The following is a 24,622-nucleotide window of genomic DNA, read 5'->3' as shown; positions in this document are numbered from 1 at the left end:
AATGTAATCAGTCACCAAATTTTCATCAATTGACTATAAATATCAAGTTTATAACTTACAATAATATATTATGAATTTTATCGATGAAGCTAAAATATACTTAAAAGCCGGTGATGGTGGTGATGGGGCGATTAGTTTTCATCGAGAAAAATATATTGATATGGGTGGACCTGATGGTGGTGATGGTGGTCGTGGTGGTAGCATTATTTTTAAGTGCAATTCTCATCTTAATACTTTAGTAAATTTTAGGTATAAACTGCATTTTAAAGCAGAAAATGGTGAGAATGGTAAAGGCTCAAACCGTAGTGGGAAGTCTAAACCTGCTTTACTCTTAGAAGTACCAGTAGGAACACAAATATTCTCAGAACATGGCGATGTTCTACTATATGATTTCACTTCTGATGAACAAACTTTTGAAATTCTTAAGGGAGGCAAAGGCGGGCTTGGTAATAGCCATTTTAAGTCATCTACCAATCAAGCTCCACGGCGTAGGACTGAAGGTGTTGTTGGAGAAGAGATGTGGGTAAATTTACAACTCAAACTACTTTCAGATGTTGGTCTTATAGGTTTACCTAATGCAGGAAAGTCGACTTTTCTTGCAACCACGACATCAGCAAAACCTAAAATTGCTGATTATCCATTTACCACACTAAGCCCTAATCTTGGTGTGGTTTATGTAGATGATGAAGAATTTGTGATGGCTGATATCCCAGGTTTAATAGAAGGGGCTCACTTAGGACATGGACTCGGTGATAAGTTCCTAAAACATATTGAGAGATGTAATTTATTGATTCATTTGATATCAGCAACAAGTGATAATTTGATTGCTGATTATAGAACTATTAGGAACGAGCTTGAATCATATTCGAGCTTATTAAAAAATAAGCTCGAAATAATTTGTTTGAATAAGTGCGATGTTTTGTTAGAAGAAGAAATTAAAGACAAAATTATAGAATTGCAAAAAATTACTAGTGAGGAAATTTTTGTAGTGTCTAGCTATACAAGAACTGGATTAAATAGGGTAATTAAAAAAGCTCTTGAAAACGTAAAAAACACAAATCACCCCAAATTGGGATAAATTAGCTCCCTTCCATATATTTTTCAAACTTATTTTTCTCATCCCGATATTTATCTGCATCCGGTAGGGCTGGTTTTCTAACGGCAATATTCGGCCAAATGCTCGAGAAAAATTTCGCTCTCTCTATCCAGTCAATCAGCTGTTCTGACTCTGGCTTAATAGCTTTAACCGGACACTCAATCTCACACACTCCACAATCAATACATTCATCAGGATTAATTACCAACATTAACTCCCCTTCATAGAAGCAATCGACAGGACATACTTCTACACAATCAGTATATTTACATTTTACACATTCATCGGTAACAACATAAGTCATAAATTGTCATACTCCTTGAACTTGGTGATTAAAACGCAAGTTCTCCAACCCAATACTAATAAAAAATATAGTATAGCACTGATCAACATTAGCACTAAGGGCAATAACATAGAATTATCAATTGTCGGACTACCCAGCCTTAAAACACTTGCTGGCTGGTGTAAACTATACCAAATATTTACCGAAAATTTTACTATAGGAACATTGATAAAACCAATCAGAGCAATCACCGAAGCTGGTTTTTCAGTACGGCTTATCCTATCACCACTATTTACCACCACGATATAACTTAAATAGAGCAAGAATAGTACGAACATTGAGGTAAGTCTAGCATCCCAAACCCACCATGTTCCCCAAATAGGCTTTCCCCATAATGCCCCCGTCACCATACTAATCATGCAAAAAACTGCACCAATAGGGCTACTGGCTACTGCCATTAAGAACGACATTTTAGTCTTCCATACTAGGTTAGACAAACTACAAATAGCTATAAATGTGTAAATCCCTAGTGCCATCCAAGAAGCTGGTACATGAACATACATAATCCTGACCATATCACCTTGTTGGTAATCTGGTGGCGAGACTATCAAAGCTTGATATAACCCCACCCCCATTGTTACCAACATTGCAACTAGCAATAATGGTAGCATGGTTCGTACTAACTTACTAAAAAAATAAGGGTTTAGTAATTTAAACATTTAGACATTTGATTAATTATTTTTAAATATTGATTATAAAACAAATCACTATTGATGTTAGTCACTTGCCAATTCTCACTTTCAATTGCCACTACTTCTACTTTAAAATTTTTATAAAGAGCAACATCTTGATCGAGACTTAGCAATAAACATTTACTATGGGACATAGCTAATAAATGCTCAAGATTACTAATATATTTGAGACTCTTTTGATCAGAGCTATATAATTTTGCAACTCTTTTTTGGCTATTATCAAAAAAATATTCTAAACTATCACTAAGCAAGATCACATCTGTCAAAGGTCCTAATTTTTCATTTTTGATTTTCGCAAGATCATCTATTTGTTTTTTTGCCTCTTCAAAATTTTGGTAAACAGCTGAACTAATCTCAGGAAATCGTCCCACTAATATCTGAGATAATTGTTCCAATAGTATTTTTACATTATCTAAATCAAGCCAAATATGCCAATTACTATATGAGTCATTATTAATAATTTTTAGCCTATTAAAATTACTAATTTTAATGACATTTTTACTATGACCATTCATTAATTTGCCAGCAAAGCCATCAAATTGCTCATCTATATAAAATACAATATCTGCATCTTTGACTTTTTTAAGATCACTAGGTCTCAAATTATAGTGATGTGGGCAATCATTGTTATTGGCAATAGCAACAATTTCTGCTTGCTCTTTCACTAACATCGCTATAATGCTTGCTAGTGGAGTTATGCTAGTAACAATTTTTATCCTACCTACGTTAGCAAAAGATACCTGACTAAGTAATATCATAATTATAGCAATAAAAATGCTAGCACTAATATTAATTTTCATTTTTTTCTTAATTTTCACCATTATTTTTCAATGCCTTGGATGTTTTATTTTTTCCAAGTCTACTTTGGGAATTATTTATAAGCACTATCATGATCTGTATGTAAAGTTAGTAAACGTAAGTAAGATCCTTCTCTTAGAGCCAATGCTCGACATTTTTGTGAAAACCTAGAAGAGTAAATCTGATGCTTATTTTTAGTTATTTTGGACACGATTACTTCCCATTTTAAACCTTGATTCCTATATAACTCATCCCAAGTTAAATGACTTATTTTTTTTAACACTTTAATTAATGCTAATTGATTATTTTTTTCAAGAGCAAACAAATCTTTTTGAAACTCTAGATTATTCATATCTATTTTTATTTTAGACATGTTCAATTTTCTCAACAATTTCTTGTAAGTTATCTTTTGGTTTATTTCTTTCTGCCCACGATAATGCTTTATCTAGTTTAGTTAAAGTATCTCCTTGAGATAACCATTTTTCTGAGGTTGGAACAAATTTTCCTGTCTTAATGATCCATGTGCCATTATCTAATTGTTCGATTAATACCATTTGCCCTGCAAATACTTTGCCAAGCGATAGTTGACCGTTACTACCTATTACTTTCACTTGTTGATTTTGATTCATAATATTTTCCTAATTTAGTACCTTAGGAATTTACTATACAATAATTATATTATTTTATCAATAGAGCCTAGGAGGCTGTCGGAGATGACTAATTAATTATATTTTGAGCTGTTTTTCGGCGAGAATAAATAGGATTTTTGTAGGAATAGTGTACCTATTTCAAGAAAATCCTGTTTATTAGCAGCCAAAAAGAGCCAAATATAGAATTACTTTAGTCATTTCCTACAGCCTCCTAGACTGTCGGAAATAACTAATTCAAGTAATTGATGTTTATTAAGTGTAAAATCACTGGCAATCCAAGATTTCTTTAATTTATCTATCACTGTGCCAATAGCTTTACCATGAATATTTATTTTCTGTAAGTCATGCCCATTTATTGGAAATATTGGTCGGGATTTAGATTGGTATGCATCTAGAAATTTCTTGGCCACCGTTCTATCTACTTTGCCTAGTGATACTAGAACAGTTATATACTGCAAATAATCATCATTTTCCCACCAAATTTCTCGTAATGTAAATTCGTTGATTTCTTTATTAACAAATCTAAGTATAGTAATGATTTTGAGGGCGATTTGCCGAGAAAATTTTAAATTTAGTAAATCACTTAGTGGTAAGCTCTTTATATGGTAGAATAAAAGTGAATACCTAGTGTAAGGCTCTAAAGAACCAAAATTAATTGCTTCTGACAAATATTTTTTATCAAACTGACTCACTGGCAATATTATTTGCAATATGCCATTATCAAACATTTGCTGCAAAATATTAGGACTATTATCTGAGATAATCAACTTGTCCATCTCCCATTTTATCCGTTCCTTTGATAATAATTTAAGATTTTCTCGCAATTTAATACAGGCATCTAGCCCATTACGATCTAACTGTCTTGCATAATAACAGGAAAAACGGAAGAATCGTAAAATACGTAAAAAATCTTCTTCAATTCGTTCAAATGGCTGTCCGATAAATATTACCTTAGATTCTCGTAAATCATCTATTCCACCAAAATAATCATAAATTTTATGCTCAAATGGACAATAGCTTAGTGCATTAATAGTAAAATCTCTTCTAGTAGCATCCTCCATAAAATCATCAGTAAAAATAACTTCTGTGTGCCGACCATCACATTTTATATCTTTTCTAAGTGTAGTAATCTCAAATTTCTCATTATTTAATAAAGCCGTAACTGTGCCATATTTTATACCAGTTGGGATAACATTAATATTGGCTGTTGATAAAATATCTGTTACTTGCTCTGGTAATAAATTGGTTGCTATATCAATGTCGTAGTTAACAACACCAAGAATAGCATCACGAACAGCTCCTCCGATAATCCTTGCTACTCCGCCACCTAGTTTAATTATTGACAAAATTTCTTTGTAATAGCGTGATTGGATAGATAATTCTTTTTTTACAATGTACATTATAAAAATACCTTATTTTTATTTTATGTCATTATTTACAAGCATATTCTTGATTTCATTCAGTGTTAGCTTTTGTTTCTTTAATCGTTGAATTTCTATACATTGTTCAATCATTTCAGGCGAGTAAAGCTGATAGCGTGATTTAGTAACATCAGCAATTTCAAGCAAGCCTTCCTTAGTCCAAAAACGAATTGTTGACACAGTTTCACTGACAGCTTTTGCAAGCTTACCAATTCTTAATAATTTCTCTGATAATACTACATCTGAAGAGTTTACAGAGTTTGCTGCTTTAAGATAAATATCAAGAGAACGATTGACTGCATTAAATATAATCTTTTCATAGGCTTCTTTTGAATCACCAAGTTGTGCAGTTTCTAGAGATGTTACATAAGGTAACCTCTCTTGTAGTCTAATAATAGCCGGTGGATAGCCTGCCATTATTAGAATTAAATTCATCAATAATCGTGCTGTTCGACCATTCCCGTCTGAGAAAGGATGGATAGTTACTAGTCGATAATGTGCTTCTCCTGCAAGTGCTACAGGATGCATATCTTTAGATGAGTTTAGCCATGCAATGAAATCTACCATCAAGTTTGGTACTTTTACTGGATTTGGCATTATTACCCTTGAACCTGAAATACGTACTGCTACTTGCCTATAATATCCAGCATTATGATCATCGATACCCTTTAGGATGAGAGCATGAATTGATAAAATATCGTTTTCAGTAATTTCACAAATTTTCTTTTGCTGTATTTCATGGATTAAGTCCAAAGCTTGTGCATGATTTCTTGCCTCAAGATGTTCTACTAACGATTTTCCACCAACTGTTAAGCCTTTTTCAATTACCACAGCAGTTTCCAAACGCGAGAGAGTATTACCCTCAATAGCATTACTGGTATAAGTCAACTCTACCTTAAACCACTGCTCCAAGTTTTTAACCAACTCTAGAGTTAATGGTCTGATTCTATCCAGTTGCTTTTTTTTGTTGTCTAGTAGGTCATATTTCATATAGTAAAATATAAAGTATCACTTAATGCTTTTCAACAATTATTTTATCATCTATATTTAATAATTAATTCCCTACTAAACTATTAGCAAATTCAGCCGGATCAAACGGTTTTAGATCGTCTGCCTTCTCCCCTACCCCTAAAAAACATATTGGTAAGGCGAATTTTTGTACGACTCCTACCACTACACCAGCTTTTGCCGTACCGTCTAATTTAGTGACTATCAGACTTGTTATGTTAGCAATAGCGGCAAATTGTTCAACTTGGTTATATACATTCTGTCCAGTGGTCGCATCAATTACTAATATACTATGGTGAGGAGCTGTATCATCAATCTTCTTAATAACCCTAACAATTTTGGCAAGTTCTTCCATCAAATTCTTCTTGTTATGCAACCTTCCAGCTGTATCAATAAATAATATATCAACATCATTTTTTATTGAAGACTGCATAGCAAGATAAGCAACACTAGCAGGCTCAGCTGATTCTTCACCAGTAATAAACATTGAACCACTTTTATCAGCCCAACTAGATAATTGACTAACAGCAGCAGCCCTAAATGTATCACAAGCAGCAATTGCTACTTTTTTCCCCTGTCTACGATAAATGCTGGCTAGCTTGCCTATTGTCGTAGTTTTCCCTGACCCATTAACACCGCAAACTAGGATAACATTAAGCTTTTTATCATACAATTCAAAAGGCTTGCTAGTTTTTACCAATAATTGCCCGATAATGTCAGCTAGCTGTTCTTTGATTACCAAACCACTTACTTCTTTATCAAATTTGATAGCTCTTAGTTTATCAACCAGCTCTATTGCCACAGAGGCTGTGATATCTGCAGATATTAACAACTCCTCTAATTCATTTAAAGTTTGCTCATCTAGTTTTTTTTTATAAAATATCTGGTCAATGCCCGAAGATATTTTATTTGAACTATTAACTAATACCTGCTTTAATTTAGTAAACATAGATGTCATTTTACCGCCGCTCTTTTAAGTCGATCATTGATTGCAACGCCAATACCAACCTCCCGACTTCCGCAGTTTTTGATAAGGTCAAAGGTTGGAAGGGGCATGGACATGAGGGTTACAGATTTTTAGGCACAACATTATTTGCTCATCTGCTTATTCTTCTTTCAACTGTTCTATTTCTTCAATAGTTAACCCGGTAAATTCAATGATTTCATCCATTGGCTTTCTTTTATCCAACATTTTTTTTGCTATATCTATTTTTTCTTCAGCTTTACCCTCAGCTTTACCTTCAGCTTTACCTTTAGCTTCACCTCTAGCTTCAGCATCTTCAATTTGTTGCTGTTCTACCGCTAAATTATCAAGACGAGCTTTGGTCATTTGCTCATAGGTGTTAAGTTCTGCCTCTGACCAGCTAGCTTGGTCTACAGCCTCAAAGGCTCTTCTAATAATTTCATCCTTACCTATTAAATGCTCTATTTCTGTTAATGTTAATTTACTATCTCCTGCATGCTTAAAAAAATACATCCACTTCTCTTCAATAGTTTTTAGCTCATCTATAGTTTTTTTAAATTTCTCAAGCTCTAAAAAAACAAAGTAAAAATCTTTTAAATCATGAGCATAGGTCTCTGTCTCTAAAATACGATGTTCTGATTTCCAATGTTTTCTATCGCTAAACATCACAAAATCCGCTATTGCTAAAAATATTACTCCTTTTAATTTGGCGTATACTGCCAGTTTCTTGTGTTTCTCATCTTCCTCAAGTCTCTGCTGAGAATATGCTTTAGCTGCATAATATTGGGCTCTTTTTTCAAATCCTGGATGCTTGCTTACCTGCATCTCTACTATGAATTGATTACCGTGTTGATCTTTACATAACACATCAACAATAGACTTTCTGTAAATAGCAATATCAGGGTCTTGGATAGTTGGTAAAAACGTCACCTCAATTATTTGCTCATTTTCTTTACACTTAAGAACATCGTTTAAAAAATGTACAAGTATATCTTTGTTCTTTTCCGTACCAAAGATTTTACGAAAACAAAAATCATTTTTAGGATCAAGAAACTTTGATAAAAACATATAACATAACCTCTTAATTGTTACTAAATATCACCATTATTTATCTGAGTCATTAGACCATTTGAGCTGAATCTTCTACGCTTATTTTACCATCTTCTTTACTAAAAAGCTTGCAATAAATTGATTTTAATTGCTCTTTTATTAGTAAATTTGGTGGGGATGAGTTAATTGATAGTTTCATTCGCTCATTACCATTGTATCTATTACATTTGCAGCATCGCGGCTTGTTGTGCCTAGTAACACATGACCTTTATATCCATGCCCCTTCCAACCTCGGGCTTTCTCAAAAATTGCGGAAGTCGGGAAGATATTTTATTTGAACTATTAACTAATACCTGCTTTAATTTAGTAAATATAGATGTCATTTTACCGCCGCTCTTTTAAGTCGATCATTGATTGCAACGCCAATACCAACCTCTGGGATAGAGGCAACGGCAATTGCTAATCCATTTAATTCTGCATAATTATCCAATATTCTAAGACTGGCAAATAAGTTGCTAGCAGCGATAGTTAAGTCTCCGGTTAAACTTAAATTAAGCGAAAAATTACCCTCTAGCTTACTATCGGCAAAATTAAGCCCTACCTCATTAGCTTCTAAACTCTCTGCATTCAATCTTACTTTAACTCTTGGCGAGTAGTGTTTATTCATCATCCCCGGAGCTTTAATTTGCATCAAGCTGGATGTTTTATCTAGTTTCTTACCAATTACCTTCTCTAACGCTTCCAGCGTAATAAAACCATCTCGCAAAATAGTTAAGTTATTAGTAGTACTATCTACTATGGTTGATTCTATACCATATTGACACTTACAATCATTTAAATTATCCTCTAAAATAAAAATATCTTGGTCATTTGCAAAATGTTCTTTTACATGCTGTAAAGTCGTGCTACTAATATAACCTGATGGGTTAGCACTAGGGGCTGCTATTGCCGTGCCTGACTTTCTTATTAGCTCCAAAGCTATATTATGTGATGGTATACGAAGGGCAACCGTTGTCATCCCAGATAATACTGATGCTGCTATATTTGCCCCACTTTTTAATGGTACAACAATAGATAAAGGTCCTGGCCAAAAGATATTACTTAACTTAAGAGCATCTGCATTAAATTCCCCTATAGTTTTAGCTTGCCTCATAGTTGCCACATGGACAATCAGAGGATTTATACTTGGACGCTTTTTTATCTTAAAAATCTTTTGACAAGCTTGTTCGTTACTAGCATCTGCACCAAGTCCATATACTGTTTCTGTTGGAAAAGCTACTACATTACCAAGTTTTATGAATTTGGCAGCCTGCTTTAATGTATCAGTCATAAGAAACTAAATTTTGCTAATTTATCAAATAATTGGGTAACCATTCTGAGCAACAATAAACGATTATTGGCAATGTTACGATCTTGATCTTTGACCATGACATTATCAAAAAACTCATTGACAGGTTTCAATATTTCTAGTAGTAGGCTAAGAGTTTTAGTAAAATCTTTTTCTGCAATATAGCGATCTATTTGTTTAGAAACGTTTTCTAATGATAAAAATAATTGTTGCTCATATTGTGAAATAAAAGCCTTTTGATCAACTTCTCCTTCTATATTACTACCTTCTAGTATATTATTTGCTCTTTTGTAAATAGTTAATAAATTCTCACCATCCACTCCAGTGAGAAACTTTTGTAAAGCACCGAGCTTTATTTCACTAATCACTAAATCTCTTTCAATATCAAAATCAAGCACCGCATTAATTAACGATATGTCATAGTGATTTTTAAAATAATATTTGGCTCGTTCTTCTAAGAACTCTAGAATTATCTGACTAGTTTTATTTAGCCTACTATCATCCCCTCCTCCCTTTACGTCTTCAAACATAGTTTGATATAAGTGAACTACATACGCAACTAATTCCTTAATATCAACATTTAATTTATTAGCTAAAATTATCCTAATAATACCTAATGCTTGCCGTCTGAGCGAGTAAGGGTCTCTTGAACCATTTGGCTCTTCTCCTATTAATATCAAACCTACTAAACTATCCAGTTTATCAGCAATCGCCAATATAGCACTATTTCCCATTGGCAAATTATATGATGGTCCTTGTGGTTTATAATGATCTCTTATTGCCAAGGAAATCTGATCATTTAACCCTTCGGCTTTGGCGTAATAATATCCCATAATACCTTGCAGTTCAGGAAATTCTCCTACCATTTCAGTTGTTAGGTCACTTTTACAAAGTTTAGCTGCTAGTTGTAAATCCTGATTTCCTGGCATTAAATAATTACAAATATCATCTATTCTCTCTGTTTTTTGTTTGATACTGCCAAGCTTTGCATGGAAAGTTATCTGCTCAAGCTTTGGCAATTTTGATTCTAAACTATTAGATAAATCCTGCTGATAAAAATATAATGCATCAGAGAGTCTAGCAGCTAGTACTTTTTCGTTACCACTTATTATAACATTTTGATCATGTCGCATATTACTAACAAAGAGAAAATAAGGGGCAAAATTACCAACTTGGTCAAAAGTGCTAAAATATTTTTGGTGGCTACGCATTGAGCTAACTAGTACTTCACTAGGTAACTGCAAAAATATCTCGGGTATTTTACCCGCCATAACAACTGGCAATTCTATTAGCCCTGTTACTTCTTCTAATAATTTCTCATCATCTTTGATAACTAAATTAAGTGAATTGGCTATTTTTGATAGCTGACTTTTTATTATCTCCTTACGTTCTGCTTGGTCAATAATGACATTACTCTCCCGCAGCTTATTCTGGTATTCAGAAAAACTGTCTATAGTAATCGGTTCAGGACTAAGAAATCTGTGCCCAAAGGTAATATTATTTGCCGTCAAATGTCCATATTTAATGGCTAGTATTTCTCCATCAAATATACATAAAATATTCCTAAGCGGTCTAATCCAACTTATATCATAATTCCCCCAATACATAGATTTTGGCCAAATATACTTACTAATTGCTTTAGGAATTATCTCTTGCAATAATACTCGTATATCGGTTTCTATGGTACTCTTTGCTATTATATAATATAATTGCCCTTGCACTAATAGCGTAGATAATTTATTTTGCTCAATATTATTTGTTCGACAAAACCCTTCTACAGCCTGCTGCGTTGCCGAAACTTTTGGTCCTCTTATGGTAATTTCTTTTGGTGGTATAGATTTTGGTAAATTTGTAATATGTACAGCAATTCTCCTAGATCCAACATATAGCTGAACATCAGCAACTAGCTCGCTTTCCTGCAAGATTGTCGTAAATATGGTCTTATAGCTTTCCGCTGCATTTTTCTGCATCAAAGCCGGTATCTCTTCGCTAAAAAGTTCTAATAATAACTCACTCATATTAACTCTTCTTTATCTTCTAGTTACACGAATTTGGGATAAGAATTTGTCAATTCTTATCCCGAATTGAGGTTAATTCTAACCATTTATTACAGCACATTTTTGCCAAATTACGTATCCTGAGTATGTAAGATGCTCTCTCTGTTACACTAATTACCCCCCGGGCATTTAACAGATTAAAAAGATGACTAGCTTGAATACAATAATCATAAGCTGGCAAAGGTAAATCTGCAGCGATTAATTCATTACATTGTTTCTCACTATCAATAAAATGCTGAGATAATATGGCTATGTCAGCTAATTCTAAATTAAATTTCGAAAATTGTTTTTCAGCGGCAAAATCTACTTCACCATAGGTTAAAGCCTTTTCTCCAACCTGACCATTCCAGTCAAGATTTCTTACCTCATTGATTCCTTGTATATAAAGTGCCAGACGTTCTAAACCATAGGTAATCTCACCAGCCACTGGACGACAATCAATACCACCTATTTGTTGCATATAAGTAAATTGTGATACTTCCATACCGTCACACCATATTTCCCAACCAAGCCCAGCAGCACCGAGACTAGGAGACTCCCAATCATCTTCAACAAACCTAATATCATGTTTTTGTAAATCTATACCAAGACATTCAAGACTCTTTAAATATAGCTCTTGTATATCATCAGGAGAGGGTTTTAGTATAACCTGAAATTGATAATAATGCTGCATTCTATTAGGATGCAAAGCGTATCTACTATCATGAGGACGCCGAGAAGGTTGAACATAAGCTACAAACCAAGGTTTTTTACCAAGAGTTCGTAGTACAGTAGCAGGGTGAAAAGTACCAGCTCCAACATGAGCGTCATATGGCTGCAAAATTGCACAGCCATAATCTTGCCAGTAATTTTGCAAGGTCAAGATAATTTGTTGAAATGATAATTTTTGCATATTGGTAAATTTGTTTATTTTTTAGAGGAACACACCCTATTTTGTAATTAGGGAACTTCCTGCACCTTCGATGTCACCCCACAACTGTTGAAAGTTAAAAAATCGTCATTGCGAGGAGACAGTAAGGCTTAAACTGTCATTGCGAGGAGACAGTAGGTCGACGAAGCAATCCATATGACAAGTTTCATGGATTGCCACGCTCACATACGTTCGCTCGCAATGACATATCTTGCACACTTGATAGAAATGGTTAAATCTTACTCCATGTTCCCATTGGACTCTGTTTATAACAGTCAATCATTGGGGTTGCAATAGTTAGTTCATTTATTGTTTTAATTACTAAACTTAAATTGTCTAAGGCATCGTATATTATAACTATTCTCTGAAAGTGAGCAATATAGTGTTTGTTATTAAGAATTTCTTGTATATCAAATGGGGCAATGATTATTAGAATCGTAGCTTGATTAGGATTCTCTAACTGATGAGTAATATAGACTGGTTGTTTTTCTGGTAATGGATCAAGCTTACTACCATGTGGAATAAACTGTTTTCTAGAATAAGTCCATATCATCTTATTCAGTGACTCTTGGACTTCAATATCTGGAGCTAAAACGACAATTCTTAAATTGCTATGATAAGATTTTTCTACTAAAAGGCAGGTTGTCTTATATAGTAATCCTTCAGCAGTATGGTAAAGACTAAATTGTTGCATGGTTATTCTCTTAATATTTAAAACTTATATACTCGGTGAACTTCAAGAATTGGCGTTGTCGTGTCTAAAGATCTCCGCTGCTCACGTACTAATGTACGCTCCGCTGCTCGACTTTGACACTCCTAGCTCTTCTTGAAGTTGACCTTCGTCTACCAACTCTTCATTTACGAGCAGTATAGCTAACACGAAAAGCTTTAAGGCATAGTAATACCAATTCCTGAAATTAATTTATTCTAAGGAATTTGAAGGAGATACGGAGCACAAAACCGCAACCTACAAAGACGTGCGTGAGGATTTGAGCACCGGTATCACGTATAAATTACCAAAAGAAATTAATTTCGGGAATTGGTATAATAGGCGAATACGGGATAAGAATTAACTAATTTTTATCCCGAATGGGGGGAGGTTATTAGAAGCCCTCTATCTCTACCTTCCAAATCCTTATAAACTTGCTTAACCGTATAACCATAACTAACAAAAATTTCTGTAACAGCTGTCAATTGATTAAAACCAATCTCTAAGAATAATTTACCATTTTGTTTTAAAAATCCCTTGGCTTCTTTAGCGATTATGTAATATGAAGCTAATCCATTATCTTCAGCAAATAAGGCTAAGTGGGGTTCATATTTTAGGGTCTCAGAAGACATATAAACAGTATCATCAAAAGAAATATATGGTGGATTACTTACGATGATATCAAATTCTTGCTTTTCTAGATTATCAAACCAGTTGCTATTAATTATTTTCAATCTATCAATAACTTTATGTTTTATGGCATTTTGACGAGCAATAATAATAGCTTCGTTACTTATATCAGTGGCGGTTACATTGACATTGATATTATCATTTAGCATTTCCAATAATAAGCTTACAGCAATACAGCCACTACCAGTACCAAGCTCCAATATTGTTAGCTCGGCATTTGTTTCAATACCCTTTAATTTAACATTTTTTAAAATTGCATCTACAATAATCTCAGTATCTTGCCGAGGAATAAGTACTTTATCATTTATAATAAACTGGTAACTATAAAATTCTTTATATCCTACAATATAGGCTATTGGCTCTAGTAATATACGCCTATTAACCAAATCCTCAAAAATAATTTGCTCTTGTTGTGTCAATTCTTCTTCTGACCTTGCTAATAAATATTCAATGGATTTATTAGTAGCATGTTGAATTAATATGCGTGATTCTAAGTTGGCTGATTTAATACCCACTGCTTGCAACTTGCTAGCAGCATAAATTAAGGATTCTTTTATATTCATGCAATTATTTCTACAATATCCTGTGGCAAAGGTGATTCAAATTCTAATAATTTATCACTTACCGGGTGGGAAAAACTTATATACCAAGAATGTAATGCTTGCCTCTTGAAATCCATTAATTTTTGTGGTACTATGCTAAAATTAGAGCTAACTTTCCTGCTATTCTTGCCATAAGTTTGGTCTCCTACTACCGAATGTTTTAAATGACTCAACTGCACTCTGATTTGATGAGTTCGCCCAGTAGTAAGTCGACATTCTACCATACTTATAATACCATCAAAAAATATTTCCTCTGTTTTATAATGAGTAACCGCCTCTTTGCCACCAAATTTTAGAATAGTCATTTTTTGCCGTGTAATACGGTCTCTACCAATATTATTTCTTATAACTCCCTCTTGCGGATTGATAATACCCCAAACGAGTGCTTTATATTTGCGTATAAGATTACGGCTTTCTATTTGTTTTGCAAGATGTACATGGGCAAAATTATTCTTTGCTACCACCATCAGTCCTGATGTATCTTTATCCAAACGATGAACTATGCCAGGTCTTTCTAACCCTCCTATGCTAGATAAAGATTTTGCATGGTGTAATAAGGCATTTACCAAAGTATCCTGGTGGTTACCACTACCAGGATGGACTGTCATACCAGCTGCTTTATTGATCACCATTAAATCTTCATCTTCATAAAAAATATCAAGTTTAATATCAGCTTCCTGCATTGTTAATGGATCAGGGGCTTTAAAAAATACTGAAATAAGGTCATTCTCCTTGACCTTAAAGTTAGAATCAGAAATAATCAAACCATTAACTTGTACTTGGAAGTCATTTATACTTTTCTGGACTTGGCTTCTAGATGTTTTACTGATAAGGCTTACCAAAGCCTTATCAAGTCTAAACCCATCTAGATTGTTAGGTACGTTATATTCTTCCATCTACTACGAAATATTTTTTAAAATAATAAAATGACTCATTTAACAAAAAAAATCAATCAACTAAAATGGTTGCAAACAATTGGTATAGATTATTATTTGTCAGAATCAACTATTAATCAGCAAAAAATACAGATTAATTCTAATATTAAAGCTAAGCCGATTAGTATTCCACCAGCTCTACCTAGCTCCAACAGTCCTGGTCATTTCCACGTAGGTAAGAAGCCAGAACTTGTACAAAAACAGGATGACATCATTTCGTTGTCTAGAACTTTAGCTGACTCAGCTCGCAATTTAGAAGAATTAAAAAAACTACTAATGGATTTTGATGGTTGTGGTTTAAAGAAATTAGCTAATAAAACCGTATTTGCTGATGGCAATCCACAAAGTTCTATAATGTTTATTGGGGAAGCACCGGGTAGTAGCGAAGATGCACAAGGGATACCATTTTGCGGTGAAAGTGGTAAGTTACTTGATAATGTCTTAGCCTCTATCAATATTTCAAGAGAACATAACGCTTATATTACTAACACTGTATTTTGGCGGCCACCAGCCAACCGCCAACCAACGCAAGAAGAAATAGATATTTGCCGACCTTTTGTTGAAAAACATATTGCTTTAATAAACCCAAAGCTAATTGTTTTAGTGGGAAATGTTGCGGCAACTAGCTTACTTGGTAAGAATGCTGGTATAAGTAAAATCAGACAAGAATATTATTTATACACAAATCAGTATCTTAGCAAACCAATTCAAACCACTTCTATCTTCCATCCTGCCTATTTGCTTAGACAACCAATGCAGAAAAAAACCACTTGGTATGATTTACTAAAAATCCATGAATATATCAATACAAGTGGGATATAGGGTGTTGTCAAACTACCATAGTACCCTACATTTTTATTTCACTACTGTTAAGGGGTCTTCCGAGCGTCATTGCGAGAAGCCGCTGAAAGCGGCGACGCGACAATCCAAGATACGCGAAGCGTTACTCTAAAAAAACAACTTCGCTGTTTACCTAGATCGCCAAGGCATCTAAAGATGCCTTGCTATGACGATTATAGAAAAATGTAGGGTACTATGTCAAACTAAACGCCCCTAGTTGCTTGTTTCACTCCTTTTCCTACAATGCTATCTTTTATTGCTACACCTAGATTAACAACACTTTTGGCAAGTTCTCCAGTAGCTATCGCATTGTTTAAAGTACCTTTAGCTATAGTACCAACCGCATGACATGCAGATTTTATCACATTCCCTACTGCATTTAAAATTGGATTATTTTTAACTGCATTAGCTGATCCTTTAAATATTTCTTCAACTTTCTTGAATTGCTCTTTGGCGAAATCTTTTAAGCGACCGGTAAGAGTTAATGAATCATTCAAGCTGTCTAGGGGTTTTTTATGATCTACACTATCAGCAAATGTCCTCAGTTTTTCAAATGAACTCATAAATTTCTCAAAAACCTCTCCAGCTTTTTCAAATTCTAATTTCTCTACCCCAGAAAGAGCCTTACTAGTAGTACCAGCAAAAAGCCCACGGGCTTGTTCAAGATTCTTTTGTACATCCTCTAGTTGTTTCAAAGCTAGAAAAGTGTTAGGCATTTCTCCTATATGACTCTTTAGCTCTTCTGCAGACAAACCTTCTTGGGCTTCTTTTGGTTTTTGAGTTACAGCTTCCTTATAAGACGGTAGAGAATCCACTTTTGGATTATTATCGTCACTTTTACTCATAATATCCTCTATTTTAATTATACTATTCACCTAGAAGCTATCATAAAAGTAACTGCACCGCAACCACTAAAAATCTAAATCAGCATAACAAGGTGGTGGAGTGAAACCTGGTATTTGGTCATGTAATAAGGAGCGGAAGCTAGGTCTAGATTTTATGATTGCATACCAATGACGAATAGACAGCCATTTGTCCCAACTAATTTCGCCAAAATAATCTAGAACCGATATATGACAGGCAGCAGCTATATCTGCACAACTTAAAGAATTTGATGCAATAAAGCTACGCTTTTCAAATAAATTTGACATATAGCTTAAATGATGTGATAGATTATTTTTTGCTGCCCTAAGAAAATCGGTTCTAGGACCACCTAATTGGCAGAAGGACCTTACTATTTTTTCATCGATAATAATTTTTGTTACTTCGCGGTAAAATTTTTCATTAAACCAACTGAGCAACCTACGAATTTCACATTTAATATCAATATCTTCATCGATAAAATTAAAATTTGGATATTTTTCATGTAAATACTCAGTGATGGGATAAATTCCTGCTATAATTAGAGTGGACGCCTCTTGTAAGACAGGTGTCGTCCCCGCCTGATTTAAAGATAAAAATTCCTTATCTCGAAGCCAATAATCCTCCTTAACCATAGTAAACTGCACATCTAGCTCTTTTAAATACACCCGAACTTGACGTGATAATGGACAAATAGGATAATGGTATAATTTTCTCATATCCCTTATTTAAACATTAAATCTAAAATGCACCACATCCCCATCCTGCATTTTATACTCCTTGCCCTCTAAACGCATTTTACCCATTTCTTTGGCTTTCACTTCACCATTAAAATTTATATAATCCTCATAACTAATAACCTCAGCCCGGATAAAACCTTTCTCAAAATCAGTATGAATAATACCGGCTGCTTGAGGAGCTAGCGTACCGTTACGAAAAGTCCAGCCATGTGTTTCTTTGGGACCAACAGTAAAAAAGCTTCTTAGGTCTAATAAATTATACATTTCTTTGATAATTTTACTTAGACCCGTTTCCACAAGACCCATACTATTTAAGAATTCAGATTTCTCTTCGTCACTTTCTAAAATTGCAATATCCGCTTCAATTTTTGATGAAATAATAACATGTTTTGCACCTTCTTCCTTAGCTTTTTTGGCTACAAGTTCCGTAAATTTATTACCAGTAACCGCATCTTCTTCCAGTACATTGCAAGCATACAAAACCGGCTTAGAAGTTAATAATTGTAATTGTTCCAAAGCCTCTTTACTATAAGTCCCAATCATGCTACGGACTGGTTTACCTATTGCGAGAGTTGCTTGAATCTCTTTTAATAATTCTACTTGCTCTTTTAAAGCTTTATCGCCTGTTTTCAAACGTTTCTCAGAATTTGTTAAGCGTTTTTCTACCGATTCAAGATCTGCTAAAATTAATTCTGTTTCTATTATCTCAGCATCATATATTGGATCGATCTTATTATGCACATGAGTAATATCTATATCTTCAAAACAACGTAGTACGTGCAAAATAGCATCAACCTCTCGTATGTGAGATAAAAACTTATTACCAAGCCCTTCGCCTTTACTTGCCCCTTTTACCAAACCGGCAATATCGACAACTTCTATATAAGTAGGAATAATTTTAGTAGAATTAGCAATAGCTGCCAACTCATTTAGCCTATCATCCGGTACTGATACTATAGCAGAATTTGGTTCTATAGTGCAGAAAGGATAATTAGCCGCTTCTGCTGCAATACTAGAAGTTAGAGCATTAAATAAAGTTGATTTTCCTACATTTGGTAAACCAACAATACCACATCTTAGTGTCATAAATCTTTCCTTAAATAATATGCTTCCGAGTCTTTATCATAGCCACTTCTTACAAACTCTAATTTAAAACCTAATTTTTCATAAAATGGTTTGGTCTGCCAATCAGCAGTATTTAAAGTCATAAATTTACAATTACGCTCTCGTGCTAGATTTTCTGCCTTGGACATTAGCAAAGTACCATAATTCTGACCTCGAAAATCTTCAGAAACCCATAACGTATCAACGTGTAAACAACCATACATAAGTACACCTTTTATACCAGCAACAAAGTTTTTATTATTATCAAAACACGAGAAGGAAAAAGATTGGACAGCATCAAGACCCTTCTTGTTTTTAGCAAGTTCATCTAACCCATCCTGCATTATCTTTGAATATTGTGCATCCATGTCATCTGCATAGACACAAGTTAATTGTTGTTTCATATTTAAACGATGTTTCTTTTAAACTCTTCCATTTCACCTGAAAGCAATAAACGGAAATTATTAATTATTACCTCAATGGAATTAACAATAATTTTATACTCTTCTTTAGAAAAAGCAGATAAGACGTAATCAGATACATCACCATTAGCTACTGGTCTTCCTACCCCGATTCTGATACGGTGATAATCATTTCCTATACACTGATCCAATGATTTTAGACCATTATGTCCACCACTACCACCAGCCAATTTATATTTTATTCTACCAGTTTCTAAATCTATATCATCATGTAAAACGAAAATATTTAGTGGTTTGATATTATAGTAAGAACATATTGCTTGTACTGCCTTTCCAGAAAGGTTCATATAAGTTAGAGGCTTTGCTAATAGTAACTTATGTCCGTCTATTACCCCTTGAGTCAGTTCAGCCTGAAATTTGGATTTTGTATTCCAAGAAATTTTATAATATTCTGATAAATAATCAACAGCCATGAAGCCAACATTATGGCGAGTATTTTGATACCCTTTGCCTATATTGCCCAAGCCTACAACAAGTATATATCCTTTGTCTTCAGATTTAAGCATATTATAATATCATTAGAGAGCGATTTGCACTTATATTTTCATGTAAGACATCGGTTATAAATAGCCTAGGGTGTCCCTGCACCGATGCCATACCTACGAAGCATGGATGACATCGATACAGGGGTTGCATGGACTTCATCCTATATGATAACACCGACTTAAATTTAAGCAGTATAGTCAATTCAGGATGGTATCGTTTTTCGTTATACTGCTCGTAAATGAAGAATTGGTAGACGAAGGTCAACTTCAAGAAGAGCTAGGAGTGTCAAAGTCGAGCAGCGGAGCGTACATTAGTACGTGAGCAGCGGAGATCTTTAGACACGACGACGCCAATTCTTGAAGTTCATCGAGTATACCTTATAGCTTCAAAAACAACTACTTTGCCGGCTTCACTTCTTCAGTTGCAGCTTCTTCATCTTCTGACTTACTACCCTTACGACCAATTATAGTAGCCATAATAAAATCATTTTTACTAGCTAGCTGGACTCCTTCAGGTAGTTTAATACTTTTTGCTTTTAAAGACTGACCGATATGCATGTTGGTAACATCAATATTAATATTTTTAGGTATATTATTGACATCACATAAAAGAGTTATAGTTCTTTTTATTATATTGAAGAATCCACCTCTTTTAACTCCCAAAGCTCTTTCTTTACCTTCATAGACTATTGGTACTTCCATTCTTTGGGTTTTTTCCTCTAAATGGACAAAGTCAACATGCCTAACTATGTCAGTGATAGGATGCAATTCTACAGCCTTTGGTAACACTTTATGCGTTTTACTACCCACTTTAATTTGAATAACTGTAGAGATAAAACCGGGTTTTCTATAATGCTTAGTTATCTCTTTTTCTTCGATAGAAACGGCTAAGGCTTCTTTACCTGCTCCATAAACTATGGCTGGAACCATACCTTTCCTACGTAGTTCTCTTGCGACTCCCGTACCAAATTTCTCCCGCATTTCTGCTGCAAGTTCTAATAGTTCACTCATCTTTTTCTCCTAAGAGCTTTTAAAGCATAGATGATAGTACTAAATGTTAAAAAATTCAAGTATTAATTTGACAAGTAACTTTAAAGCTGCTTACATTAATGCCACAGGGTAATTTCAAAATTGTAATCAATGCTAAAAAAATATCATTGCCTAACTAAAAACGGGTACGATATCTTTTTGCTTACCCTACTATTTACTAGAGTTAATAAGGAGGTATTTACATGTCGAAAGATAAAGATCAACAAATAGAAAGCGTGTTATCACAGGAAAAAGGTAAATTACTGGATACAATAAATTCTGTAGGGAATCTTTTAAAGGCTAATGAACAATTAGAAAATAGTAGACATCTACAACAGAAAGTGGAAGATTTAAAGAAAGAATACCCTTCTTTACCTTGGTTTAAAAGGTTTGTACATACTGTTACACAAGTAAAATATCTGTTTATAAAAAATTATGAGGAAATTGCTGAAGAAAAGAGAAGAGACAACAGAAATGTACTCAAAGGTGTTGACAAGATATTAAGAGATGTAGGTAAAAAAAACTTATCTTTACAGGAAATTATAGATACGGAGTTACAAGCAGGATTTGATAAGATACTAACCAAAGAACTATCAGAGAAACAACTAAACCGGGTAAAAGAATTAAGAGAATCCTTAGTAAATTTGGGTATATCTCATGAAAAATTTAGCCAAATTGTACCACAAGTTTATAATGCTGATGAAGCAAAGGCACTACACCAAGAAAGAATAAGACTGGTACACGTACAACAAGACCTAGTTAAGTTGGTAAAGGCTAATGATAATATTAAAGAACTTCTTACAATAAAGAAAGAATTAGCAGACTTACGGGAAGAATTACCCTCAACATGGCTAGATGGTCTTAAAAAAATTACTGCAAAGATTAAGCATGTTTTCGTAAAAACTCCAGAACAAATTTTAAAAGAAAACATACCTCTCAATAATAAAATATTACAAAGGGTTGATGAGGGATTAGAGATCACTGGTAAAAACATAAAAGATTCAACAGTAGCTAGAACAAATAAGTTACTGAAAAAACTAAAAGAACTTGAAGGTAGAGATATACTAAACCTCAGGTCAAACAAAGTAGAAGCTTTAAGAAATGAGCTTGAAACCACTTTTATATCTGCAGTTACCGCTTCACAGCCATTGTCTACAAGCCAAGATTTGGCTCAATCTCAAGCCATGTCATCATCAATGCCTGAACGGATAACACCTAAACGCCCAGCACCAACTCCTCCACTTATGCGTACTACGTCGATGCCGAACCCAACTATTCATCAAGCAGCGGGAAACACTATAACAAGCTCTCTTTCATCTTCACCCCTTCCTCATACATCATTGCAGGATTCACAAAATATTCAGCATGGAGAGGGAACTAAACTGAAAGCACATATAGCTGGTAAAGGCAAAGCACCATCTACTCCACCGGAGCAGAATCAAGAGGTGCAGCAAGCAGCAGGATTTGCTATACCTCCAGCTCCTCCGTTACCGGGTCAAAATACACTACTGCGTCCAGCACCACCGCCTCCTACACATTCTGTGCCGTTGCAGAACCAAGATGTTCAACAAGCAGTGGGAAATGCTATGGCAGTACCACCTCCTCCGCCACCACCTCCACCTCCTCCGATAGAAGGTTTACGTGCCACTCAGCAAGCAGCAGGAAATGCTATGGCAGCACCTCCTCCACCGCCCCCTCCGCCACCGCCTGCAGAACCTACGGCAGGTCAAGCTCAGAAGGCAGCAGCAGTAACACCGCAAGGACAAGGAGAAGATAGGGGAGCATTATGGGATGAAATTAGGAAGGGGATACAACTTAAAAAAGCACCCACAACAACCCATCCAGTATCTCCACCGTCAGGTTCTGATCATGACAAAGCAACAGTAAGAGAGCAAGGGGAAGGAGAAACAAAATTCTTAACTGAAATGGTACTGAAGGCAAAGCTTAGAGAAGAAAAACTATCTGTATTAGGGGGAAATAAAGCACTAGAAGAACTAGAGAGAAAACTAGAGGAAAAACCAAAAACACCACCTACTAGCCCTTCTGGCTCAATAGCAGATAGCCTTAGACAGGCTATAATAGATAGATCTAAGGCATTTCGTGATGATGAAGATGAGGAACCTGAACATGCTGATCTTGTGAAACTTATTACAGAGAATAAGATCGATGCAGCTACTCGTAAGAAGCTTGAGAAACAGGCTGGTGTTGAAAATGTTGGTGAGTTAGTTAAATTTATTCAGAAAGAGTTTAGTGATTTTGATGATGATTATGATGACAAGAAAGAAGAAATACAAAAAAACATCATCCAGCAGCTAGAGAAGATTAAGGAAAATCTTGATAGAGGAGAATTGGCTGAGTTACCGTCTAACCCTGTTGCTAACGTTGATACGACAAAAGGACAATTCCCACCAAAGTTACAGTCAGCAGCAAAAGCTATTGGAGGAAATCTCCCCATGACCCCAAAAGATGGATACAAAACCCTTCCTCCTACTCCATCCCCCAAACTAGTTGGTATCAAAAAAGAGCCTAGTTCTAGGGAAGTATAGTAATTTATGCGAATTTGGGATAACATCTAGGCTGCCTCATGTCTTGTATACTACTCCCGCGAATTTGGGATAAGAATTAACTAATTCTTATCCTGAATTCTTATGTTATTGTTACTGATTATGACACATATAACAACTATTGATTATAATTTTAAATTATTTTTTAATTTATGATTAAATCATTGTTGATTATTTAAATATTTGGTATATAGTTGATCTAGGATAAAAAAATAGCTTTATGAAAACTACCTTACCTAGTCGTTCACTAGTGATTAAAGAAAAGCTAGATAATATTATTAAAGAAATCCTATATGTAGGCAAATCAAAAATAGCAATGATTATCTTATTTGGCTCTTATGCTAGAGGAGATTGGGTAGAGGATATAGAGAAGGTAGGGGATATTAGTTATTATAAGTATCAAAGTGATTTTGACCTTTTGTTGATTTTAAAGAACGGAGAATATGCCGGCTATCCAGCTATAAACCTACAACACAAGATAGAGAATAGGCTAGGTAAAAAATTCTCATTAGATGAAAAACCACCAATTACTCTGATACTTGAACCTATTAAACTGGTAAATAGGCAACTGGAAAAAGGGCAGTATTTCTTTAGTGATATCAAGAAAGAGGGCATTCTTTTATATAATAGTGATGAATTTATACTATCTGAAGCTAAGGAACTATCATGGAAGGAACGTAGACCAATAGCTGAGAAAGATTACAAATATTGGTTTGGAAAAGCTAAGGACTTTCTATTGCTTGCTCATTTGTGTTTGGATATAGAACAACTGAATAATGCAGCCTTTATGCTTCACCAAGCTACCGAGAGCTTTTATAATGCTATCCTGTTAGTTTTTACTGGTTACAAGGCTAAGTCACATGATATACTAGGACTTGGCGATAGGGCTAGAAGTCATCATTACGATCTCTATAAGATATTTCCACATGAGACTCCTGAGCAAGAAGAGTGCTTTATGTTACTGCGAAATGCTTATGTTGACGCAAGGTATGATCAAGATTATACCATTAGTAAAGAACAATTACTTTACCTTATTAACCGCGTAGAGGAATTAAAGATAGTGACTGAAAAGATATGTCTAGAAAGGATTAATAAAATAGAAGTATACTCAAATGATTTGAAGAATTGGATTTGAAAATGAATGGTGAGCATGCGAATCCATGATATGTTCAAAAAACAATTCGTAGGAGCAGAAGAGTATACTGTTCGTAAATGAAGAGTTGGGTAGACAATAGTATAACTTC

At 34.5% G+C, this 24,622-nt stretch carries 25 protein-coding genes; 4 read left to right on the top strand and 21 right to left on the bottom strand.

Annotation, left to right across the window (positions count from 1 at the left end; genetic code table 11):
* The first annotated feature begins 70 nt into the window (after positions 1–70).
* Positions 71–1,078, top strand: a complete 1,008-nt coding sequence (gene obgE / locus AAGD36_RS02250) for a GTPase ObgE (RefSeq protein WP_341755761.1) — start codon at positions 71–73, stop codon at positions 1,076–1,078.
* A gap of 1 nt (position 1,079) precedes the next feature.
* Here the strand turns inward: obgE and fdxA are convergent, their stop codons facing one another.
* From fdxA to AAGD36_RS02170, 15 genes are all read right to left on the bottom strand, one after another.
* Positions 1,080–1,400: a ferredoxin FdxA gene (gene fdxA, locus AAGD36_RS02245; RefSeq protein ID WP_341751859.1), complete on the bottom strand. Its 321-nt coding sequence runs from the start codon at positions 1,398–1,400 to the stop codon at positions 1,080–1,082.
* On the bottom strand, positions 1,397–2,098 hold the full coding sequence (locus AAGD36_RS02240; protein WP_341755760.1) for a heme ABC transporter permease: 702 nt from the start codon (positions 2,096–2,098) through the stop codon (positions 1,397–1,399). Before AAGD36_RS02240 ends, fdxA begins: the two co-directional genes overlap by 4 nt.
* Positions 2,083–2,931 carry a metal ABC transporter solute-binding protein, Zn/Mn family gene (locus AAGD36_RS02235; RefSeq protein WP_341755759.1) on the bottom strand — a complete coding sequence of 283 codons (849 nt, stop codon included), beginning with the start codon at positions 2,929–2,931 and terminating at the stop codon, positions 2,083–2,085. Before AAGD36_RS02235 ends, AAGD36_RS02240 begins: the two co-directional genes overlap by 16 nt.
* Before the next feature lie 71 nt (positions 2,932–3,002).
* Positions 3,003–3,302, bottom strand: a complete 300-nt coding sequence (locus AAGD36_RS02230) for a hypothetical protein (protein ID WP_341755758.1) — start codon at positions 3,300–3,302, stop codon at positions 3,003–3,005.
* Complete coding sequence (locus AAGD36_RS02225) at positions 3,295–3,558, bottom strand: hypothetical protein (RefSeq protein WP_341755757.1); 264 nt, start codon at positions 3,556–3,558, stop codon at positions 3,295–3,297. The genes AAGD36_RS02230 and AAGD36_RS02225 overlap by 8 nt, the downstream gene beginning before the upstream one ends.
* Positions 3,559–3,773: 215 nt before the next feature.
* A complete protein-coding gene (locus tag AAGD36_RS02220) occupies positions 3,774–4,979 on the bottom strand; it encodes a CCA tRNA nucleotidyltransferase (RefSeq protein WP_341755756.1) in 1,206 nt (401 codons plus the stop codon).
* Between the two features lie 18 nt (positions 4,980–4,997).
* Positions 4,998–5,990 (bottom strand): Fic family protein, encoded by a 993-nt coding sequence (locus tag AAGD36_RS02215; protein WP_341755755.1) that lies wholly within the window; start codon positions 5,988–5,990, stop codon positions 4,998–5,000.
* Positions 5,991–6,054: 64 nt separating this feature from the next.
* Positions 6,055–6,966 (bottom strand): signal recognition particle-docking protein FtsY, encoded by a 912-nt coding sequence (gene ftsY / locus AAGD36_RS02210; RefSeq protein WP_341755754.1) that lies wholly within the window; start codon positions 6,964–6,966, stop codon positions 6,055–6,057.
* Between the two features lie 147 nt (positions 6,967–7,113).
* Positions 7,114–8,040 carry an Rpn family recombination-promoting nuclease/putative transposase gene (locus tag AAGD36_RS02205; protein WP_341755753.1) on the bottom strand — a complete coding sequence of 309 codons (927 nt, stop codon included), beginning with the start codon at positions 8,038–8,040 and terminating at the stop codon, positions 7,114–7,116.
* Positions 8,041–8,401: 361 nt separating this feature from the next.
* Positions 8,402–9,352, bottom strand: a complete 951-nt coding sequence (locus AAGD36_RS02200; RefSeq protein WP_341755752.1) for an L-threonylcarbamoyladenylate synthase — start codon at positions 9,350–9,352, stop codon at positions 8,402–8,404.
* Complete coding sequence (gene glyS / locus AAGD36_RS02195; RefSeq protein WP_341755751.1) at positions 9,349–11,388, bottom strand: glycine--tRNA ligase subunit beta; 2,040 nt, start codon at positions 11,386–11,388, stop codon at positions 9,349–9,351. The genes AAGD36_RS02200 and glyS overlap by 4 nt, the downstream gene beginning before the upstream one ends.
* Before the next feature lie 49 nt (positions 11,389–11,437).
* A complete protein-coding gene (locus tag AAGD36_RS02190; RefSeq protein WP_341755750.1) occupies positions 11,438–12,319 on the bottom strand; it encodes a glycine--tRNA ligase subunit alpha in 882 nt (293 codons plus the stop codon).
* Between the two features lie 250 nt (positions 12,320–12,569).
* On the bottom strand, positions 12,570–13,031 hold the full coding sequence (locus AAGD36_RS02185) for a DNA polymerase III subunit chi (protein WP_341755749.1): 462 nt from the start codon (positions 13,029–13,031) through the stop codon (positions 12,570–12,572).
* Positions 13,032–13,417: 386 nt separating this feature from the next.
* Positions 13,418–14,299 carry a peptide chain release factor N(5)-glutamine methyltransferase gene (prmC, locus tag AAGD36_RS02175; RefSeq protein ID WP_341755748.1) on the bottom strand — a complete coding sequence of 294 codons (882 nt, stop codon included), beginning with the start codon at positions 14,297–14,299 and terminating at the stop codon, positions 13,418–13,420.
* Positions 14,296–15,234: an RluA family pseudouridine synthase gene (locus AAGD36_RS02170; protein WP_341755747.1), complete on the bottom strand. Its 939-nt coding sequence runs from the start codon at positions 15,232–15,234 to the stop codon at positions 14,296–14,298. Before AAGD36_RS02170 ends, prmC begins: the two co-directional genes overlap by 4 nt.
* A 30-nt stretch (positions 15,235–15,264) precedes the next feature.
* On the opposite strand from AAGD36_RS02170, the gene AAGD36_RS02165 reads away from it, so the two are divergent.
* Complete coding sequence (locus AAGD36_RS02165) at positions 15,265–16,095, top strand: uracil-DNA glycosylase family protein (RefSeq protein WP_341755746.1); 831 nt, start codon at positions 15,265–15,267, stop codon at positions 16,093–16,095.
* 221 nt (positions 16,096–16,316) lie between these two features.
* Here AAGD36_RS02165 and AAGD36_RS02160 read toward each other — a convergent pair whose 3' ends face one another.
* The 6 genes from AAGD36_RS02160 to AAGD36_RS02135 form a co-directional block, all read right to left on the bottom strand.
* On the bottom strand, positions 16,317–16,958 hold the full coding sequence (locus AAGD36_RS02160; protein ID WP_341755745.1) for a hypothetical protein: 642 nt from the start codon (positions 16,956–16,958) through the stop codon (positions 16,317–16,319).
* A 66-nt stretch (positions 16,959–17,024) separates the two neighbouring features.
* On the bottom strand, positions 17,025–17,693 hold the full coding sequence (locus AAGD36_RS02155) for a glutathione S-transferase family protein (RefSeq protein ID WP_341755744.1): 669 nt from the start codon (positions 17,691–17,693) through the stop codon (positions 17,025–17,027).
* Positions 17,694–17,702: 9 nt separating this feature from the next.
* The gene (gene ychF / locus AAGD36_RS02150; protein ID WP_341755743.1) at positions 17,703–18,800 is read right to left on the bottom strand and encodes a redox-regulated ATPase YchF; all 1,098 of its coding nucleotides are present in this window, start codon (positions 18,798–18,800) and stop codon (positions 17,703–17,705) included.
* A complete protein-coding gene (locus AAGD36_RS02145; protein WP_341755742.1) occupies positions 18,797–19,222 on the bottom strand; it encodes a GNAT family N-acetyltransferase in 426 nt (141 codons plus the stop codon). The genes ychF and AAGD36_RS02145 overlap by 4 nt, the downstream gene beginning before the upstream one ends.
* A gap of 2 nt (positions 19,223–19,224) precedes the next feature.
* Entirely contained in the window at positions 19,225–19,806 is a 582-nt protein-coding gene (pth, locus tag AAGD36_RS02140; protein WP_341755741.1) for an aminoacyl-tRNA hydrolase, read from the bottom strand.
* 375 nt (positions 19,807–20,181) lie between these two features.
* Positions 20,182–20,796 carry a 50S ribosomal protein L25/general stress protein Ctc gene (locus AAGD36_RS02135; RefSeq protein WP_341755740.1) on the bottom strand — a complete coding sequence of 205 codons (615 nt, stop codon included), beginning with the start codon at positions 20,794–20,796 and terminating at the stop codon, positions 20,182–20,184.
* 221 nt (positions 20,797–21,017) lie between these two features.
* Here AAGD36_RS02135 and AAGD36_RS02130 point away from each other — a divergent pair, with 221 nt between their 5' ends.
* Positions 21,018–23,360 (top strand): WH2 domain-containing protein, encoded by a 2,343-nt coding sequence (locus tag AAGD36_RS02130; RefSeq protein ID WP_341755739.1) that lies wholly within the window; start codon positions 21,018–21,020, stop codon positions 23,358–23,360.
* A 238-nt stretch (positions 23,361–23,598) separates the two neighbouring features.
* Positions 23,599–24,513, top strand: a complete 915-nt coding sequence (locus AAGD36_RS02125; protein WP_341755738.1) for a HEPN domain-containing protein — start codon at positions 23,599–23,601, stop codon at positions 24,511–24,513.
* Positions 24,514–24,622: the final 109 nt, after the last annotated feature.

Origin of the sequence: Candidatus Tisiphia endosymbiont of Ptychoptera albimana, from assembly GCF_964026605.1 — a bacterium.
Taxonomy (GTDB): domain Bacteria; phylum Pseudomonadota; class Alphaproteobacteria; order Rickettsiales; family Rickettsiaceae; genus Tisiphia.
Note: the sequence above shows the minus strand (reverse complement) of the source record. Positions and strands in the feature narration are given on the sequence as shown.

What these genes read in the sequence shown, in the direction of transcription:
- AAGD36_RS02240 (WP_341755760.1), bottom strand. Translation starts at nt 2,098, where the DNA reads ATGTTTAAATTACTAAACCCTTATTTTTTTAGTAAGTTAGTACGAACC.
- AAGD36_RS02190 (WP_341755750.1), bottom strand. Translation starts at nt 12,319, where the DNA reads ATGCAAAAATTATCATTTCAACAAATTATCTTGACCTTGCAAAATTAC.
- AAGD36_RS02220 (WP_341755756.1), bottom strand. Translation starts at nt 4,979, where the DNA reads ATGTACATTGTAAAAAAAGAATTATCTATCCAATCACGCTATTACAAA.
- AAGD36_RS02130 (WP_341755739.1), top strand. Translation starts at nt 21,018, where the DNA reads ATGTCGAAAGATAAAGATCAACAAATAGAAAGCGTGTTATCACAGGAA.
- glyS (WP_341755751.1), bottom strand. Translation starts at nt 11,388, where the DNA reads ATGAGTGAGTTATTATTAGAACTTTTTAGCGAAGAGATACCGGCTTTG.
- ftsY (WP_341755754.1), bottom strand. Translation starts at nt 6,966, where the DNA reads ATGACATCTATGTTTACTAAATTAAAGCAGGTATTAGTTAATAGTTCA.
- AAGD36_RS02125 (WP_341755738.1), top strand. Translation starts at nt 23,599, where the DNA reads ATGAAAACTACCTTACCTAGTCGTTCACTAGTGATTAAAGAAAAGCTA.
- pth (WP_341755741.1), bottom strand. Translation starts at nt 19,806, where the DNA reads ATGCTTAAATCTGAAGACAAAGGATATATACTTGTTGTAGGCTTGGGC.
- AAGD36_RS02155 (WP_341755744.1), bottom strand. Translation starts at nt 17,693, where the DNA reads ATGAGAAAATTATACCATTATCCTATTTGTCCATTATCACGTCAAGTT.
- AAGD36_RS02185 (WP_341755749.1), bottom strand. Translation starts at nt 13,031, where the DNA reads ATGCAACAATTTAGTCTTTACCATACTGCTGAAGGATTACTATATAAG.
- AAGD36_RS02230 (WP_341755758.1), bottom strand. Translation starts at nt 3,302, where the DNA reads ATGTCTAAAATAAAAATAGATATGAATAATCTAGAGTTTCAAAAAGAT.
- AAGD36_RS02145 (WP_341755742.1), bottom strand. Translation starts at nt 19,222, where the DNA reads ATGAAACAACAATTAACTTGTGTCTATGCAGATGACATGGATGCACAA.
- ychF (WP_341755743.1), bottom strand. Translation starts at nt 18,800, where the DNA reads ATGACACTAAGATGTGGTATTGTTGGTTTACCAAATGTAGGAAAATCA.
- prmC (WP_341755748.1), bottom strand. Translation starts at nt 14,299, where the DNA reads ATGAATATAAAAGAATCCTTAATTTATGCTGCTAGCAAGTTGCAAGCA.
- AAGD36_RS02160 (WP_341755745.1), bottom strand. Translation starts at nt 16,958, where the DNA reads ATGAGTAAAAGTGACGATAATAATCCAAAAGTGGATTCTCTACCGTCT.
- AAGD36_RS02200 (WP_341755752.1), bottom strand. Translation starts at nt 9,352, where the DNA reads ATGACTGATACATTAAAGCAGGCTGCCAAATTCATAAAACTTGGTAAT.
- AAGD36_RS02205 (WP_341755753.1), bottom strand. Translation starts at nt 8,040, where the DNA reads ATGTTTTTATCAAAGTTTCTTGATCCTAAAAATGATTTTTGTTTTCGT.
- obgE (WP_341755761.1), top strand. Translation starts at nt 71, where the DNA reads ATGAATTTTATCGATGAAGCTAAAATATACTTAAAAGCCGGTGATGGT.
- fdxA (WP_341751859.1), bottom strand. Translation starts at nt 1,400, where the DNA reads ATGACTTATGTTGTTACCGATGAATGTGTAAAATGTAAATATACTGAT.
- AAGD36_RS02235 (WP_341755759.1), bottom strand. Translation starts at nt 2,931, where the DNA reads ATGAAAATTAATATTAGTGCTAGCATTTTTATTGCTATAATTATGATA.
- AAGD36_RS02215 (WP_341755755.1), bottom strand. Translation starts at nt 5,990, where the DNA reads ATGAAATATGACCTACTAGACAACAAAAAAAAGCAACTGGATAGAATC.
- AAGD36_RS02135 (WP_341755740.1), bottom strand. Translation starts at nt 20,796, where the DNA reads ATGAGTGAACTATTAGAACTTGCAGCAGAAATGCGGGAGAAATTTGGT.
- AAGD36_RS02170 (WP_341755747.1), bottom strand. Translation starts at nt 15,234, where the DNA reads ATGGAAGAATATAACGTACCTAACAATCTAGATGGGTTTAGACTTGAT.
- AAGD36_RS02225 (WP_341755757.1), bottom strand. Translation starts at nt 3,558, where the DNA reads ATGAATCAAAATCAACAAGTGAAAGTAATAGGTAGTAACGGTCAACTA.
- AAGD36_RS02165 (WP_341755746.1), top strand. Translation starts at nt 15,265, where the DNA reads ATGACTCATTTAACAAAAAAAATCAATCAACTAAAATGGTTGCAAACA.